Origin of the sequence: Microbacterium luteolum (assembly GCF_039533965.1) — a bacterium.
In the GTDB taxonomy this organism is placed as follows: Bacteria; Actinomycetota; Actinomycetes; order Actinomycetales; family Microbacteriaceae; genus Microbacterium; species Microbacterium luteolum.
The window spans coordinates 1,111,226-1,127,245 of record NZ_BAAAUN010000001.1; the positions used below are offsets into that span (position 1 = coordinate 1,111,226).

A 16,020-nucleotide genomic window follows, 5' to 3' on the forward strand; every position below is an offset into this window, starting at 1 on the left:
TTCCCCATCCCTTCGAATTACTTAGCCGGCTGCAGCTGCGTCAGGACGTAGCCTGCCGCGATCGCACCCCAGGACGGCGGGAAGGCGTACATCTCCTCCTCCGTCGGCCAACCCGTGAAGTCCTGCGTGTTGTAGAAGGTCTGCGTGGCGTTGATCACGAGCGGAATGTAGGGCAGGTCACGGACGATCTCGGTCTGGATCGTGCCGTACAGCTCCTTCTTCTCGGCCTCGTCGTTCGTGCTGATCGCCGACTGGATCGCGGCGTCGACGACGGGGTTGTCGTAGCGGCTGAAGTTCCAGCGTCCGGCGGGAACCTCGGTGCCGACGGGGCTGGTCGACTGGATCGCGGTGCCACCGACCCAGTCGCGGTAGATCTGGAACGGGTCGGCCACCGAGGTGCCGATCATGCCGCCGACGATGAGCTGGTACTCGCCGCCCTGACGGGAGTCCGAGAACTCCTGCCACTGCACGGTCGACGCGGTGATCTTGATGCCCGCTGCCGCGGCCTGCTCGGCGATCAGCTTGGCGGCGTCGTTGTAGTCGGTCCAGCCGTCGACCGAGGTGAGCGTGAGCTCGAGCGGCACGCCGTCCTTCGCGTAGAAGTCGCCGTCCTTGACGTAGCCGGCGGCCTCGAGGATCTTGCCTGCCTCGGCGGCGTCCGCCTCCTGCGGGCTGACCTCGTTGGCAGCATCCGCGACCCACTTCTCGTCGCGCGGGAGCAGCGCGTAGGTCGGCGAGATGTCGCCGGTGAGACCGACGAACGCCTTGTCCTTGATCGCCGCACGATCGATCGCGACGTTGAGCGCCTGGCGCACGGCGACGTCGGTCTGCGGACCGGCGCAGCCGAGCTCGGCGTTCGAGCAGGTGTAGAGCACGGTCGGGTCCTGCGGGGTGTTGACCCAGCTGATCTTGCCGTTGGCGGTCACGTCATCCGGGTTCGGGATGAACATGCCCGTCCAGTCGAGCTCACCCGCCGCGAGCAGGTCCTGTGCGGTCTGGTTGTTGTCGACGGCGATGTACTGGACCTTCTTCACACCGAGCTTGTCGGCGTCGCGGAAGTTCTCGTTCGCCACGAGCGTGTACGACTCGCTGGTGGTCTTGTCGACGACGTATGCGCCGGATCCGACCGGCTCCTCGTTCGCGAAGTTCGCGAAATCGGCGACGTCGGCCCAGATGTGCTCGGGCAGGATGTAGGTCGAGCCGAGGCGCTGGAACTCGGTGGTGTACTGCGCGGCCGCGTAGGTGAGCACCACGGTGGTGTCGTCGGTGGCCTCGGCGGACACGAGTCCGTTGCCCTCGGGGTTGTTCGCCTCGTAATTGAAGGAGAACGCGACGTCCGCAGCGGTCAGCGGCTCGCCGTCGCTCCACTTGAGGTCGGGCTTGATGGTGATGGTGATCACCGTGCCGTCCTCGTTGTACTCGTACGAGTCGCCGATCAGGCCCACGGGCTCGGAGTCGGACGTCTTGTTGAAGAAGAACAGCGGCTCGTAGATGGGTCCGAGCGCGCCATGGAGCACGGTCGGTGCGAACGGGTTGTAGTTCGCGGTGATCGGGGTCTGGCTTCCGGCCCAGACCCGGAGGGCCCGGTCGCCATCGGCGTTGCCGTCATCGCCGCTGCCGCCGGTGCCACAGGCGGTGAGGCCCAGTGCCAGGACGGATGCCCCTGCGACGGCGGTGAGCGCGATCTTGCGCTTTCCGTTACGGATCATTCTTCTGTTTCCTCTCGGTGCTGCACTGCAGGAGGGATTTCTCCGGATGGAGCAGAACCCCGTCTGGGGTTCGTGGAAACCCGGGAGGAGCTGGTGGGCCGACCTCGCAGGGTTTGTTAGGACAGTAACCTAACAAACCCTGCCGCGGCGGACAAGCCTCCACCCGGTCGGGAGATAACGTTTCGGACTCGACGGGAATTCTCGTCATCTGCACCCACTAAGGGTCAGAAGGACACTAAGATCGATCTCGGAGGTTAAGGTAACCATGACTCAAACTCGCGGCATCCGGGTCGCCGGCTCGACGGTGATCCTCACGCTGCGCCGTGCGGAGAACGGCGCAGCGGTCCTGTCGCTGCCGCTGGTGCTGCGCACGCGCGAACCCTTCGCGCACCAGTGGGCACTGCCGGGCGGCTGGCTCACCGCCGACGAATCGCCGGTCGACGCCGCGGCCCGCACGCTCGCCGAGACCACCGGCCTCGCACCCAGCTATCTCGAGCAGCTCTACGCCTTCGGCGCCGTCGACCGCTCCCCCACCCGCGTCGTGTCGATCGTCTACTGGGCACTGCTCCGCCAGGACGATGTGGTGGCGCAGAGCGCGGCGCACATCGCCTCCGGACGCGCGCCGGAGAACGTGCAGTGGTTCGACGTCGACGCCCTGCCTCCGCTCGCGTTCGACCACGCGAAGATCATCGAGTACGCGCTCTGGCGCCTGCGCAACAAGGTCGGCTACAGCCGCGTCGCGCACGGGTTCCTCCCCGCCGAGTTCACGCTCGCCGATCTTCGGGAGGCTTACGAGGCGATCCTCGGAAAGCAGCTCGACCCCGCCAACTTCCGTCGCCAGGTGGAGGCGACGGGCAACCTCCTCCCCACCGAGCGCTTCCGCACCGGGAGCCACCGACCTGCACGTCTGTACCGCTACAACACCGATGTCGAGCTGGCCGACCGCGGCCCTCTCGGTTCCGAAGAAACGAGCACCCGATGAGCATCACCTTCGTCCCGACGCCCGCGGTTCCGCCCCTGGATCCCTCCGTCGACCACGCGATCCAGGCGATCGTCGAGGGAGCGTCGACCGACGCGACCTGTGCGACCGACCTCGCCGCCGGCCCCTGGGACTTCGACGCCAGGCCCGGCTACGGCCCCGGGTCCTCCATGGGCGACGTCATCCCGACCGGTGCCCCGCGCCAGGGCGAGCTCCCCGCCGCCTATCGCGAAGCGGATGAGAGCGAGCTCGATGAGCGCATCCGTTCCGCGAAGGCGACCCTCGGCGATCGCGTCGTGATCCTCGGCCACTTCTACCAGCGCGAGGAGGTCGTGCAGCATGCGGACTACGTGGGCGATTCGTTCCAGCTCGCGACGGCAGCCAAGGGCAGGACGGATGCCGAGGCGATCGTGTTCTGCGGCGTCCACTTCATGGCCGAGACAGCCGACCTGCTCTCGCAGCCCGATCAGGCCGTGATCCTGCCGAACCTGGCTGCGGGATGCTCGATGGCCGACATGGCCGACATCGACCAGGTCGAGGAGTGCTGGGAGCAGCTGGCCGATGTCCTCGGCGATCTGGACACCCCCGACGCCGACGGCCGGGTGCCCGTGATCCCCGTCACGTACATGAACTCCTCCGCGGCGATCAAGGGCTTCGTCGGGCGCCACGGCGGCATCGTCTGCACATCGTCGAACGCCGAGACGGTGCTCGAGTGGGCGTTCGAACGCGGTCAGCGCGTCCTGTTCTTCCCCGACCAGCACCTCGGTCGCAACACGGCGAAGGCGATGGGCGTGCCGCTCGAGCAGATGCCGATGTGGAATCCGCGTCGGCCGCTGGGCGGCTCCTCTGCGGCCGAACTCGTCGATTCGCGCGTCATCCTGTGGCACGGCTTCTGCTCCGTGCACCGTCGTTTCACCGTGGCGCAGATCGATCAGGCACGCGCGGAGCACCCCGGCGTGCGGGTGATCGTGCACCCGGAATGCCCGATGGAGGTCGTCGACGCCGCCGACGAGGCCGGATCCACCGACTACATCCGCCGCGCGATCGACGGCGCAACGGAACCGACCACCTTCGCGATCGGGACCGAGATCAACCTCGTCCGCCGCCTCGCGGCCCAGTACCCGCAGCACGAGATCTTCTGCCTCGACCCGGTGGTGTGCCCGTGCTCCACGATGTACCGCATCCACCCCGGATACCTGGCCTGGGTGCTCGAGGAGCTCGTCGCGGGACGAACGCCCAACCGCATCACGGTGTCAGCCGACGTCGCGGATCCCGCGCGCGTGGCCCTGGAGCGGATGCTGGCGGCGAAGCCGCCCGTGACGGTCGGCGCGCGATGAACGTCCTGGTGGTCGGCTCCGGCATCGCCGGACTCACCGCGGCTCTCCACGCGCGGGAGGCCGGGCATGCTGTCACGGTCGTCACGAAGGGCGCACTCGGCGACGGCAGCACCGGTTACGCACAGGGCGGCGTAGCCGGGGTCTACGGCGCCGGCGACTCGGCGGAGCAGCACGCGGCCGACACTCTGGCCGCCGGCGCGGGGCTCTCGGAGGAGGCGGCCGTCGAAGCCCTCGTCGCGGACGGGGCCGACCGGATCGCCGAGCTGATCGCCCGCGGCGTCGCGTTCGACCGCGACGCGGACGGCATGCTGCTGCTCGGTCGTGAGGCCGCGCACAGCCACGCCCGCATCGTGCACGCCGGCGGAGACGCCACGGGAGCAGCGATCTCCCGCGCGCTCGTCGCAGCGGTGCGTCGCGCGACGATCGACGTGATCGAGCACGCGTTCGTGTCCGACCTCATCGTGAGCGACGGCGCGGTGCGCGGCATCCGCCTGCTCATCCGTGATTCCGCGGGGAACGCGACAGCATCCGAGCTCACGGCCGACGCCGTGATCCTCGCCACCGGCGGAGCAGGGCACCTCTACGCGCACACGACGAATCCCGTCGGGACCACGGGTGACGGCATCGCCGCCGCCCTGCGCGCCGGCGCGGAGGTCGACGATCTGGAGTTCGTCCAGTTCCACCCGACGATCCTCGCCGACAACCCCGCCTTCCTGATCTCCGAGGCCGTGCGCGGGGAAGGCGCCACGCTGATCGACGACGACGGTCGACGGTTCGTCTTCGACAGCCACCCCGACGGCGAGCTGGCACCGCGCGACGTGGTCTCCCGGGCGATCGCCCGCCGGGCCGCGGCGCAGGGTGGTCCGGTGCGCCTGGATGCCGCGATGCTCGGAGCCGCGACGCTCGCCGCGCGTTTCCCGACCATCGACAGGGTGACGCGCGAGCGCGGCTTCGACTGGTCGACCGACCCCATCCCGGTGACACCCGCCGCCCACTACCTGATGGGCGGCGTCGTCACCGACCTGCACGGTCGGAGCACGATCCCCGGGCTCTTCGCCGTCGGCGAGGTCGCGCGCACCGGCGTGCACGGAGCCAACCGCCTGGCATCCAACTCCCTGCTCGAGGGCGCCGTCTTCGGTGCTCGCGCTGCGGCGGCGCTCGGTGCCCCCTGGCCGGGATCCCCCACCCTGGGGTCGCGGGAATCAACCGATCCGGCGCCGGCATCCGTGGAATATCGCGACGGGAGCGAGGTCCCGGACTTCTCCCGCGCGGCTCTGCAGCAGCTGATGTGGAGCGACGTCGGACTCCTGCGCACCTCCGAGGGTCTTCGGAACGCCCTCGACACCGTGCAGGCATGGCGCCTCGCTGCACCCGCGCCCCGCACCGTCGGCGAGCACGAGGACGCCAACCTGCTGCTGCTGGCCGAGGCAACGGCATCCGCCGCCCTGGCGCGCACCGGCTCCGTCGGCGCCCACTACCGGCTCACGGATGCCGAAGCCCGCACCGCCGCACCGATCCTGGAGACCGTCTGATGCTCACACCCGCCATCCTCACGCGCGTCGTCGGCGCCGCCCTCGAGGAGGACGCTCCCTGGGGCGACCTGACCAGCGCGACCCTGCTTCCCGCGGAGGCCACCGCCACGGCCGATCTCGTCGCGCGCGAGGCGGGCGTCTTCAGCGGCGGCGAGGTCTTCTCGACGGCCTTCGCCCTCACCGACCCCGCGCTCACGGTCGACCTGCACGTGGGCGACGGCGACGAGTTCGCCGCCGGCGACGTGCTCGCCTCGGTCTCGGGTTCGGCGCGCAGCATCCTCACCGCCGAGCGCGTGGCCCTGAACTTCGCCCAGCGGATGAGCGGCATCGCGACGCTGACCGCGGCCTATGTGCGCGCCGTCGAGGGCACCGGCGCGCGTATCGCCGACACCCGCAAGACCACGCCGGGACTCCGCGCCTTCGAGAGGCATGCCGTCGTGTCGGGCGGAGCGCGCAATCACCGCTACTCGCTGTCGGATGCCGTGATGGCCAAGGACAACCACCTCGCGGTGCTGAAGCGTTCCGGCGCCGACCTTGCGACGTCGCTCCGCGATGCGCTGTCCCGACTGCCGCACACCACGCATGTCGTCGTCGAGGTCGATCGCCTCGACCAGATCCCGGCGGTCCTCGACGGCGGCGCGCACACCGTGCTGCTCGACAACTTCTCGCTCGACGACCTGCGCGCGGGCGTCGAGCTGATCGGCGACAGGGCTACGGTCGAGGCCTCCGGGGGTGTGAACCTCGACACCGTGCACGACATCGCTGCAACCGGCGTCGACGTGATCTCGGTCGGGGCGCTGACCCACTCGGCGAGGGCCCTCGATCTCGGCCTCGACCTGCGGATCGACTGAGCATCGTGCTGTACCTCGATCACGCCGCCACCTCTCCGGTCAGACCGGAGGTGCTCGAGGCGATGCACCCCTACCTCACCGCGGTGTTCGGGAACCCGTCCAGCCACCACACGGCCGGCGAAGCGGCGGCGAGCGCCCTCGACGACGCCCGGGCTCGGGTGGCGAGCGTGCTCGGCATGCGTCGCGGCGACGTGGTGTTCACCGCGGGCGGCACCGAGGCGAACAACCTCGCGGTCAAGGGCATCGTGCTCGCGGCGCTCGACAGCGGGCGGCGACACCTCGTGGTGTCCCCCATCGAGCACGAGTCGATCCTCGAGTCCGCCGACTATCTCAGCCGCTTCCACGCGGTCTCCGTCACGAGGCTCCGGGTCGACACCGAGGGGCGCATCGAGCCGTCGGCCCTCGCGGAGGCGATCCGCGACGACACTGCGCTCGTCTCCGTCGGCCACGCGAACAACGAGATCGGCACGGTCCAGGACGTCGAGGCCCTCGCCGAGATCGCTCGCTCGGCGGGCGTCCCCCTGCACCTCGATGCGGTGCAGTCCGCGGGATGGCTGCCGCTGCGCGACCTCGGCGCCGATGCCGTGTCGATCGCCGGGCACAAGCTCGGCGCCCCGAAGGGCATCGGCGCTCTGGCGGTACGCGGACGGGTGCCGCTGGAGCCTCTGCTGCACGGCGGCGGTCAGGAGCGCGGACGCCGTTCCGGCACCGAGAACGTCGCCGGCGCCGTGGGATTGGCGACGGCCCTCGAGCTCGCCGAGGCGGAGCGGGCCGTCGTCTCGGCCCGCGTCGGCGCCGCGACCGCACGATTCATCGCGGGCGTGCTGCGCTCCGTTCCTCAGGCCGCGCTCACCGGGGACCCCGAGCATCGGCTCCCCGGCACCGCGAGCTTCACGTTCGCGGGAACGAGCGGCGAGGCGGTGCTGCTGGAGCTCGAGCGCCGCGGTGTGATCTCGTCCAGCGGCTCGGCGTGCGCGGCAGGCAGCGACGAGCCGTCGCCCGTTCTGCTCGCCTGCGGGATCCCGCCCGAGGTCGCGCAGACCTCCGTGCGCTTCACGTTCGGCCGGGAACCCCTTCCCGACGACGCCCCGGAACGTCTGACGGTGCTGGTCGCGGAGTCGGTGCGAGCGGCCTCCGGCTGACGGGCGGCCAATAGACTCGGCTGGTGACTGCATCCGCCCCGATCGTGACGATGATCGTCCCCGGACGCGACATCGCCGCCTTCGCCCCGGCCGCTCTCGATTCGCTGCGCGCCCAGACCGAGACCCGCTGGCGCGCGATCCTCATCGACGACGGCTCGGTCGATGAGACCGGAGCCATCTTCGCCGACGCCGCGGCGGCCGACACCCGGTTCACCGTGCTCCGGCACGAGGCGTCCCGCGGCCTCGGCGCGGCCCGCAACGCCGGCGTCGCCCGCGTCGACACCCCGTACCTGGGCTTCCTCGACGGCGACGACGAACTCACCCGGGAGGCACTCACCCGCCTGACCGGAACCCTCGCCGAGACCGGAAGCGACTTCGTGGCCGGGGCCTACGTGCGACTGCGCCCGCACGGCGACACCTACGACTCCGGACGAGTGCAGCCCTGGGTCGCCGCGGCCACCGATCCGGCACGGCTCCGCACCTCGCTCGCCCGGCATCCGCGGGCGGTGTCGAACATCGTGGCCTGGTCGAAGATCAGCAGCACGGACTTCTGGCACGATCTCCGGTTCCCCGAAGGCGTCGCGTACGAGGATCAGATCGTCGCCCAGCAGATGTACACCCGTGCCCGTTCCTTCGATGTCATCCCCGACGTCGTCGTGAGGTGGCGTGTCCGCCCGGACGGCACCTCGATCACGCAGGGGAAGGCTCAGCTGCCGGTGCTGCGCGACTACCTCGCCGCCCTGCGCGGCGGCATCCGTGTGCTGCAGGACGCCGGTGAGCGCGCGGCCGTCACGGCGCGGCTCGACCTGATCCTCGCGATGGACATGCCGTCGCTGCTCGACATCGCCGCGACCCACGACGACCCCGCCTACGCCGCCGAGGTCGCCGTCTTCATCGACGAGCTCCGCGCGCTTCCGGAGTTCGACGACGCCTCTCCCGATGAGGCCATCGCTGCGGCACTCTCCTGGTGATCGACGAGAACGGTGACTCCATGAACGACTACCTCGACTCGCTCTTCTCGCTCGAGGGCCGCACCGCCGTGGTGACGGGCGGAAGCTCGGGCATCGGCCGCGGCATCGCCACCGCCCTGGCCCGTGCGGGTGCGTCGACGGTCATCGTCGCCCGCGGCGCAGAGCGCATCGACGAGACCGTGCGCGATCTCCAGGAGAGCGGATGCCGCGTCGCCGGTGTCGTGGGCGATCTCGGCACCCGTGCGGGCATCCACGCCCTCGCCGAGGCGGCGGCCGAACCCTTTGGCGCCCCCGACATCCTGGTGAACTCGGCCGGCATCAACATCCGGCCGCCCTACGCCGAGATCACCGAGGACGACTGGGATGCCACGATGACGGTGAACGCCCTCGCGCCCTTCCTGCTCGGACAGCACTATGCCCGCGGAATGGTCGAGCGCGGGTACGGCCGGCTCATCCACATCAGCTCTCAGCAGGCGCATCGCGCGTTCGTCGGCAGCGGCATCTACGGCGCGTCGAAGGGGGCGGTGGAGTCGCTCATGCGGTCGGAGGCCGAGGCGTGGGGCGGCACGGGGGTGACGAGCAACACGCTCGTCCCCGGGTTCGTCCTCACCCCGCTCAACGCCCGGCTCCAGGAGGACCCCGAGAAGATCGCCGCCCTCGCCGCACGCACGATGATCGGTCGCAACGGCCTGCCGAGCGACTTCGCCGGCGCCGCGGTCTTCCTCGCCGGTGCGGGTTCCGGCTACGTCACGGGCCACTCGCTCTTCGTCGACGGCGGCCTCTCGGTGCACTGACCTGGCCCTCGCCGCGCTCAGGTCTCGGCGGGATAGACCCGTTCGTCGACCCTCGGCTCAGCGAGGAGCGGCACCGCAGCCGTGAGCGCGGCCACCGCATCGGCTCCGGCGGAGTCGACCGGTGCACGATCGGCCCTGCGGTCGGTGAGGCCCGCCTGGATGCCCCCCGTCACCGTGTCCTCGACGACCGCCTCGGTCGCGAGCACGCGCGACGCCGCGACCTGCTGTGCGGCGAGCTCGGCGTAGAGGCCGTCCTGGGCGAGCAGCTCGGCGTGCGTTCCCGACTCGACGATCTTGCCGGCCTCGACCACGTGGATGACGTCGGCGCCCATGACCGTCGACAGCCGGTGGGCGATCGACAGCGTCGTCCGTCCGTTCGCGGCCTCGTCGAGCGCCTCCTGCACGACGCGCTCCGAGACGGTGTCGAGAGCCGAGGTCGCCTCGTCGAGGAGGAGGACCGGCGGGTCCTTCAGCAGCACGCGCGCGATCGCGATGCGCTGCTTCTCGCCTCCGGAGAGCCGATATCCGCGTTCTCCGACGACCGTGTCGTACCCGTTCTCGAATCCGGCGATGATGTGGTGGATGTTCGCGGCCTCACAGGCGGCGATGAGCTCTTCCTCGGTCGCCTCCGGGCGCGCGTACATCAGGTTCTCGCGGATCGTCGCATGGAAGAGGTACGTCTCCTGCGAGACGATGCCGACGTTGTCGATGATCGACTCCTGCGTGAGTGCCCGCACGTCGGCGCCGGCGAACAGCACCGCCCCGCCCTTCGCCTCATAGAGCCGCGGCGCGAGGTACAGGATCGTGGTCTTCCCCGCGCCGGACGGCCCCACGAAGGCGACGTGCTGGCCCGGCTCGGCGACGAAGGAGACGCCGTCCAGCGTGGGTCTGGCGTCCGCCGACGCGTCGGGGTAGCGGAAGACGACATCGGCGAACTCGATGCGTCCGCGCGGTCCGGGCGCCTCGTCGACCGAGATCGCGTCCGGCGCGTCCACGATCTCGGGCACCAGATCGAGGTACTCGAAGATGCGCGCGAACAGCGCCGACGATGTCTGCAGATCGAGCGAGACCCGCATGAGTCCCATCAACGGCATCAGCAGCCGCGCCTGCACGGTCGTGAAGGCGACGACCGTTCCGGCGGTGATGGCGTCGGTCCCCCCGGTGATCAGGTAGCCGGAGACGAGGTAGATGACCGCCGGCACGCTGGCCATCAGCACCTGGACCACCGCGAAGAAGCCCTGGCCGCTCATCGCCCGGCGCACCTGGAGGGTCACCTGGTTGCGGTTCTCTGCCTGATACCGCTCCGACTCGGTGCGCTGCCGGTTGAAAGCCTTCGAGAGCAGCATCCCCGAGACGCTCAGCGTCTCCTGCGTGATCGAGGTCAGCTCCGAGAGCGACTCCTGGGTCTCCCCCGCGATCCGTGCGCGCACCTGGCCGACGCGGCGCTGCACGAAGATCAGGAACGGCATCAGCACCACCGCGATGAGGGTCAGACGCCAGTCGATCAGGATCATGGCGACGAGCGACGCCACCACCGTCACGACGTTCCCGAGGATGCTGGTGACCGTGTTGGTCAGCACGCCGGAGACTCCGCCGACGTCGTTCTGCAGCCGCGACTGGATCACGCCGGTCTTCGTGCGGGTGAAGAAGCCGAGCTCCATCGCCTGGAGGTGCTCGAACAGTCTGACGCGCAGGTCGCCGGTGACGCTGTTGCCCACTGTTGCCGTCAGCCAGGTCTGCGCGACGCCCAGCACCGCCGAGAAGAGGAACAGCCCGACCATCGCCGCGACCAGCCAGGCCAGCAGCTGCAGCTGCGGGCTCCCGCCGTCGACGGGGAAGAGTGCATCGTCGAAGATGCGCTGGACGATCAGCGGAGGGATGACGGCGATCGCGGCGCCCGCCACGACCAGGATGCCGGTGAAGAAGATCCGCCACCGGTACGGGCGGAACAGCGTGATCACGCGCGCGCCGAGACCGCTGATGCGCGGCGCCTCGGCGTTCAGCCTGCGCTGCGCGTCTTCGTCCACACCGCGGAACCCGCCGCCGTGCCCGCCACCTCTGCCACCGCCCATGCTCATGGCGCCAGCGTACTCAGCCTCATGGACATGCAGGGCCGCGGGATCCGCTGTCGGCGGATATCGCCGCATCCGGAATGAAATGTCGGAACCTGTGGTTACGCTGAAAGACTTCCGCGATCTCTCGCACTTCCCCTTCATCTCGTCGCCCAGGAGGCCGTCTATGTCTGCCGTCGATACCGGCTCCATCCCGACCACCCGCACGCCCGCGTCCGGCGAGATCTCTCGCACCGACATGCGTGTCATCTGGCTGCTGCTCGTCGCCGCCTTCGTCGCCATCCTCAACGAGACGACGATGGGCATCGCGATCCCGCACCTGAACACCGATCTCGGCATCCCGCCGGAGCTCGGTCAGTGGCTGACCAGCGCCTTCATGCTGACCATGGCCGTCGTCATCCCGACGACAGGGTTCATCCTCCAGCGCTTCACGACGCGCCAGGTGTTCATCGCAGCCATGGTCGCGTTCTCGCTCGGCACGCTCGTGGCCCTGGTCGCGCCCGGATTCGGCGTGCTGCTGGTCGGCCGCGTCATCCAGGCCGCGGGAACCGGCATCATGATGCCCCTGCTGATGACCACCATCATGAACGTCGTGCCGCCGCAGTCGCGCGGCCGCATGATGGGCCGCGTCGGCATGGTCATCTCCCTTGCACCCGCGATCGGCCCGACGCTCGCCGGCGCCGTGCTCGAGGCGTTCAACTGGCGTGCGCTGTTCGCGATCGTCCTGCCCATCGCCCTCATCGCCCTCGGCATGGGCGTCAAGTGGATGACGAACCTCGGCGAGACGCGTCGCGTCCCGCTCGACGTGCTGTCCATCCCGCTCGCGGCGCTCGGCTTCGGCGGCATCGTGTTCGGCCTCAGCCAGTTCGGCGGAGAGGGCGGCTCCGGTGAGACGACCGGCATCATCGCCCTCGTCGTCGGCGCCGTGACGCTCGGCCTGTTCGTCTGGCGTCAGCTCCTGCTGCAGCGCATCGATGACGCGCTGCTCGATCTGCGGGTGTTCCGCGCCGGCAACTTCACGTTCGCGGTCATCATCATGACGATCCTCGCGCTGTCGATGTTCGGAACGCTCACCCTGCTGCCGCAGTACCTGCAGAACGTCGCGGGACTCAATGCGCTGCAGTCCGGGCTGATCCTGCTGCCGGGCTCGGTGCTCATGGGTCTGCTCGGTCCGGTGATGGGTCGCGTCTACGACTCGCGTGGCACGCGCCCGCTGCTGATCCCCGGGACCATCCTGGTGTCGGCCGCGCTGTTCTACTACTCGACGGTCGGCGAGCACACCGTGTGGTGGGTGCTCATCATCGTGCAGGCCGCGATGTCGGTCGGACTGGCGATGTCGTTCACCCCGCTGTTCTCCGCCTCGCTGGGTTCGCTGCAGCGCTCGCTGTACTCGCACGGCTCCGCCGTGCTGAACACGCTGCAGCAGGTCGGCGGCGCCGCAGGCGTCGCTCTGCTGACGGTGACGTACTCCGCGATCCTGCACGCGGGAGAGAGCGAAGGCCTCTCCACGGCGACCGCCGGTGCACCCGGGGCGCGCATGGCGTTCCTGATCGCGGCGATCATCTCCCTGGCCGCTGTGGCGCTGAGCCCGTTCGTGCGCAAGCCCGCCGATGACGCGGGCGAGGGCTTCCACGGCGGTCACTGACCGGCACGGATCGCACCCGGTGGCGTCTGCCCGCTACTGCGTCTTCGGCGCAGGGAAGTGGCAGACGCCACCGCTGCAATAACCGGCGGCATCCGCCTCGAGCAGGTTCAGGGCGTCCGCGAGCGGCAGTGTCGCGAGAGGCGCAACCTGCTCCACGGAGTCCTGCTGCGTTTTCTTCATCCTTCGATGGTACGCCTGCCGGAAGCAACCGGCGCCGCCCGCCTCTTCCCTGCCTGATACGCCCGGCGTATCGTTCGCTGTGATGCCGGGCGCGTGCGCGGTCCGGTGACCGCAGCGAAGGAGCCGCCATGATCATCAGCACGCCGGGAGAGTCCGAGGCAGCGGGCCATGTCGCCGAGATGTATGCGGGCGACATCGACGACGACGGCTTCGTCTTCGCGCACACTCGCGCGATGGCTGTGAATCCCGACGCGCATGCCGCGTTCGAGGATCTGATCGGCGCGATCGTGCCGTCGATCGGCATCCGCGTGTACGAGGCAGCCACGCTCGGCGCGGCGCGGGCCATCGGCTCCACCCACTGTCTCCTCGCGCACGGCCGCAAGTCGTTGCGAGCCGACGTCCTCGACGAGAACGCCCTCGAAGCCTTCGCGGCGGGAGACGACGCCGGATTCACCCCCGCCGAGCAGGTGGTCGTCGGGTATGCCGCGCAGCTGTCGAACGACCCCGCTTCGATGACGGATGCCGACACGCAGGCCCTGCGCGACGTGGGCTACTCGGACCGGCAGATCGTGGACATCACTCTCGCGGCGGCGGCACGGAACTTCTTCAGCCGCGCCCTGCTCGCCCTCGCCGTGCCGGTCGACGAGGTCCCCGGCCTGGATCCGACCATCGCCGCCGCGCTGACGCGCTCGGAAGCCGCCGTCCGCTCGCAGCCGACAGGGGATGGATAGCCGCTCTCCCTTACGGTTGAGCCATGCTCAAACGACTCCTCGCCCGCTTGTTCTGGGCGTTCAGCCGCTGGACGCTCACAAGCGAAGGCGCACCGACGCGCCCGACGGTGCTGGTGGGCGCACCGCACACGTCCAACTGGGACTTCGTCCTGATGCTCGCCATCGCGTGGCGCCTCGGCATCGACGTGCACTGGCTCGGGAAGAAGAGTCTCTTCCGCGGGTGGCGGGGTCCGATCATGCGCGGGCTCGGCGGCATCCCCGTCGATCGAGCCGACCCGGCGCGCGTGGTGAAGGAGGTCGTCGGCCAGGTGCACGCCGGCACGGTCTTCGGGCTCGTCGTGACACCGGACGGAACCCGCGGCGGCAACGAGTACTGGAAGTCCGGTTTCTACCGCATCGCCCGCGAGACGGGGATGCCGGTGACCCTCGGCTTCGTCGACCGCACGACCATGACCACGGGTCTCGGACCGACGATCGACCTCACGGGTGATGTGGCAGCCGACATGGACCGCATCCGGGCGTTCTACGCCGACAAGGCCGGCGTGCGCCCCGAGCGACGGACCGAGCCGCGACTGCGCGAGGAGAACCCGGCGGCGTCGCCGGGCGCCGACTGACGAACGGCCCGCTCCGGTCAGTCCTTCGACCCGGTGTGCGCCCGCGCGTAGGCGAGATCCTTGGCGGAGAGCTGCTCCACCATCCCGACGACGGCTCCGGTGATCTCGCGGATCTCCTCCCGGACCGTCTCATCGAGGCGGTGCGAGTCGCTGTCGAGCACGGACTGCTGGGCATCGGGCGACAGCTCCGACCACCAGTCGTCGATCGGGGGAAGCGTCATCATTCCTTCTTTCGGAGGGGCAGGGCAACGGGCTGGACATCACCGGATCACCGGCACGACACTGAGATCATGACAGTGGATCTGCCCCCTGATGAGCCCGACATCGACGATCGGGCCGACGGTCGCGACGAGACGCCCAACGAGAGGGCCGACCGGAACTGGCTCGAGCTCCTGCAGGAGCTGCGCGTCATGCAGACCGGCACGCAGATCCTCACCGGCTTCCTGCTCGCCGTGGCGTTCCAGCCGCGCTTCACCGACATGGATGAACTCCAGCGCGACCTCTATGTCATCCTGGTCGCTCTCGCAGCGGTCGCGACGATTCTCGCGCTCGCTCCGGTGGGCATGCACCGCGCACTGTTCGGGCACCATCGCAAGCCCGACCTGGTGCGGATCGCCGCGCGCATCGTGCGGATCGACCTCGCCGTGATCGGCGTGCTGACCATCGGCGTGACCACGTTGATCGTCGACTTCACGGTCAACCGCACCGCGGGTATCGTCGCGCTCGTGGCCGCGCTCGTGCTGGTCGTGGCGCTGTGGCTGGCGTTGCCGCGGCTGATGCGCGGGCGTCCCCGCTCCGTCGAGACCGTCGAGGACTGACTCCGCGCACCGCGATCAGCGGCCGGCAGGGCTCCGGTTCTCCGCGCTGACCATCCACGCGAACTGCTCCAAGCGCTCGATCACCGCGTGCAGGATGTCCGCCGATGTCGGGTCGGCCTCATCCACGTCGTCGTGCACATCGCGCATCGTCGAGACGACGGCTTCGAGACGGACGGTGATCAGGTCGATGGTCTCCGACGTGGAGACCTCTCCCGCCGGGAACTCGGGCAGGGATGTCGTGGCCGACACCGTGACGCTGCGCCCGTCCGGCACGGCGTGCAGCGCGCGCATGCGCTCGGCGACCGTGTCGCTGAAGGCACGCGCGTCGTCGATGATCTCGTCGAGCTGTCGATGCATGTCGCGGAAGTTGCGTCCGACGACGTTCCAGTGCGCCTGCTTGCCCTGAGTCGCGAGCTCCAGCAGGTCGACGAGCACGGACTGCAGGTTCGCCGCCAGATCCGGCGTGGCGGTGAAGCCCTTCTCGGCGTTCTGCCGTCGCGTCGTCTTCGCTCCGCCCTTCGTGCTGCCGGTGGTCTTCTTGGTCGTCTTCGTCTCAGCCATGGTGCGACGCTAGCGGGGGCGGAAGCGAGCACCGAGGGGGTTGACAGCGATATGCGTCCCCCTCGAATGTGGCCGGAGGACAGA

At 69.6% G+C, this 16,020-nt stretch carries 16 protein-coding genes; 11 read left to right on the plus strand and 5 right to left on the minus strand.

Going from position 1 to position 16,020, the window contains the following annotated elements:
* Window positions 1-17 precede the first annotated feature (17 nt).
* Window positions 18-1,709, minus strand: a complete 1,692-nt coding sequence (locus ABD648_RS05425) for an ABC transporter substrate-binding protein (protein WP_282213958.1) — start codon at window positions 1,707-1,709, stop codon at window positions 18-20.
* 265 nt (window positions 1,710-1,974) lie between these two features.
* On the opposite strand from ABD648_RS05425, the gene ABD648_RS05430 reads away from it, so the two are divergent.
* From ABD648_RS05430 to ABD648_RS05460, 7 genes are read left to right on the plus strand one after another with little or no spacing between them, the layout of a single operon-like run.
* Window positions 1,975-2,691, plus strand: coding sequence for an NUDIX hydrolase (locus ABD648_RS05430; RefSeq protein ID WP_116636586.1), 717 nt, complete (start codon window positions 1,975-1,977; stop codon window positions 2,689-2,691).
* Window positions 2,688-4,025, plus strand: coding sequence for a quinolinate synthase NadA (nadA, locus tag ABD648_RS05435; RefSeq protein WP_282213959.1), 1,338 nt, complete (start codon window positions 2,688-2,690; stop codon window positions 4,023-4,025). Before ABD648_RS05430 ends, nadA begins: the two co-directional genes overlap by 4 nt.
* Complete coding sequence (gene nadB / locus ABD648_RS05440) at window positions 4,022-5,557, plus strand: L-aspartate oxidase (RefSeq protein WP_282213960.1); 1,536 nt, start codon at window positions 4,022-4,024, stop codon at window positions 5,555-5,557. The genes nadA and nadB overlap by 4 nt, the downstream gene beginning before the upstream one ends.
* Window positions 5,557-6,408, plus strand: coding sequence for a carboxylating nicotinate-nucleotide diphosphorylase (nadC, locus tag ABD648_RS05445; RefSeq protein WP_282213961.1), 852 nt, complete (start codon window positions 5,557-5,559; stop codon window positions 6,406-6,408). Before nadB ends, nadC begins: the two co-directional genes overlap by 1 nt.
* 5 nt (window positions 6,409-6,413) lie before the next feature.
* Window positions 6,414-7,550 (plus strand): cysteine desulfurase family protein, encoded by a 1,137-nt coding sequence (locus ABD648_RS05450; protein ID WP_282213962.1) that lies wholly within the window; start codon window positions 6,414-6,416, stop codon window positions 7,548-7,550.
* A 23-nt stretch (window positions 7,551-7,573) separates the two neighbouring features.
* A complete protein-coding gene (locus ABD648_RS05455; protein ID WP_282213963.1) occupies window positions 7,574-8,521 on the plus strand; it encodes a glycosyltransferase family 2 protein in 948 nt (315 codons plus the stop codon).
* 20 nt (window positions 8,522-8,541) lie between these two features.
* Entirely contained in the window at window positions 8,542-9,315 is a 774-nt protein-coding gene (locus ABD648_RS05460; protein WP_282213964.1) for an SDR family NAD(P)-dependent oxidoreductase, read from the plus strand.
* Window positions 9,316-9,332: 17 nt separating this feature from the next.
* Here the strand turns inward: ABD648_RS05460 and ABD648_RS05465 are convergent, their stop codons facing one another.
* Window positions 9,333-11,387 (minus strand): ABC transporter ATP-binding protein, encoded by a 2,055-nt coding sequence (locus tag ABD648_RS05465; protein WP_282217507.1) that lies wholly within the window; start codon window positions 11,385-11,387, stop codon window positions 9,333-9,335.
* A 166-nt stretch (window positions 11,388-11,553) separates the two neighbouring features.
* On the opposite strand from ABD648_RS05465, the gene ABD648_RS05470 reads away from it, so the two are divergent.
* Window positions 11,554-13,032 (plus strand): MDR family MFS transporter, encoded by a 1,479-nt coding sequence (locus ABD648_RS05470; RefSeq protein ID WP_282213965.1) that lies wholly within the window; start codon window positions 11,554-11,556, stop codon window positions 13,030-13,032.
* Window positions 13,033-13,065: 33 nt separating this feature from the next.
* On the opposite strand, the gene ABD648_RS05475 is transcribed toward ABD648_RS05470, so the two are convergent.
* Window positions 13,066-13,212, minus strand: coding sequence for a hypothetical protein (locus ABD648_RS05475; protein WP_282213966.1), 147 nt, complete (start codon window positions 13,210-13,212; stop codon window positions 13,066-13,068).
* 128 nt (window positions 13,213-13,340) lie between these two features.
* Between ABD648_RS05475 and ABD648_RS05480 the strand changes: the two genes are divergently transcribed.
* Window positions 13,341-13,943 carry a carboxymuconolactone decarboxylase family protein gene (locus ABD648_RS05480; protein ID WP_282213967.1) on the plus strand — a complete coding sequence of 201 codons (603 nt, stop codon included), beginning with the start codon at window positions 13,341-13,343 and terminating at the stop codon, window positions 13,941-13,943.
* Window positions 13,944-13,966: 23 nt separating this feature from the next.
* On the plus strand, window positions 13,967-14,557 hold the full coding sequence (locus tag ABD648_RS05485; RefSeq protein WP_282213968.1) for a 1-acyl-sn-glycerol-3-phosphate acyltransferase: 591 nt from the start codon (window positions 13,967-13,969) through the stop codon (window positions 14,555-14,557).
* A 17-nt stretch (window positions 14,558-14,574) separates the two neighbouring features.
* On the opposite strand, the gene ABD648_RS05490 is transcribed toward ABD648_RS05485, so the two are convergent.
* The gene (locus ABD648_RS05490) at window positions 14,575-14,778 is read right to left on the minus strand and encodes a hypothetical protein (protein ID WP_282213969.1); all 204 of its coding nucleotides are present in this window, start codon (window positions 14,776-14,778) and stop codon (window positions 14,575-14,577) included.
* 69 nt (window positions 14,779-14,847) lie between these two features.
* Here ABD648_RS05490 and ABD648_RS05495 point away from each other — a divergent pair, with 69 nt between their 5' ends.
* Window positions 14,848-15,375, plus strand: coding sequence for a DUF6328 family protein (locus ABD648_RS05495; RefSeq protein WP_282213970.1), 528 nt, complete (start codon window positions 14,848-14,850; stop codon window positions 15,373-15,375).
* A 15-nt stretch (window positions 15,376-15,390) separates the two neighbouring features.
* On the opposite strand, the gene ABD648_RS05500 is transcribed toward ABD648_RS05495, so the two are convergent.
* Window positions 15,391-15,936, minus strand: a complete 546-nt coding sequence (locus ABD648_RS05500; RefSeq protein ID WP_282213971.1) for a Dps family protein — start codon at window positions 15,934-15,936, stop codon at window positions 15,391-15,393.
* Window positions 15,937-16,020: the final 84 nt, after the last annotated feature.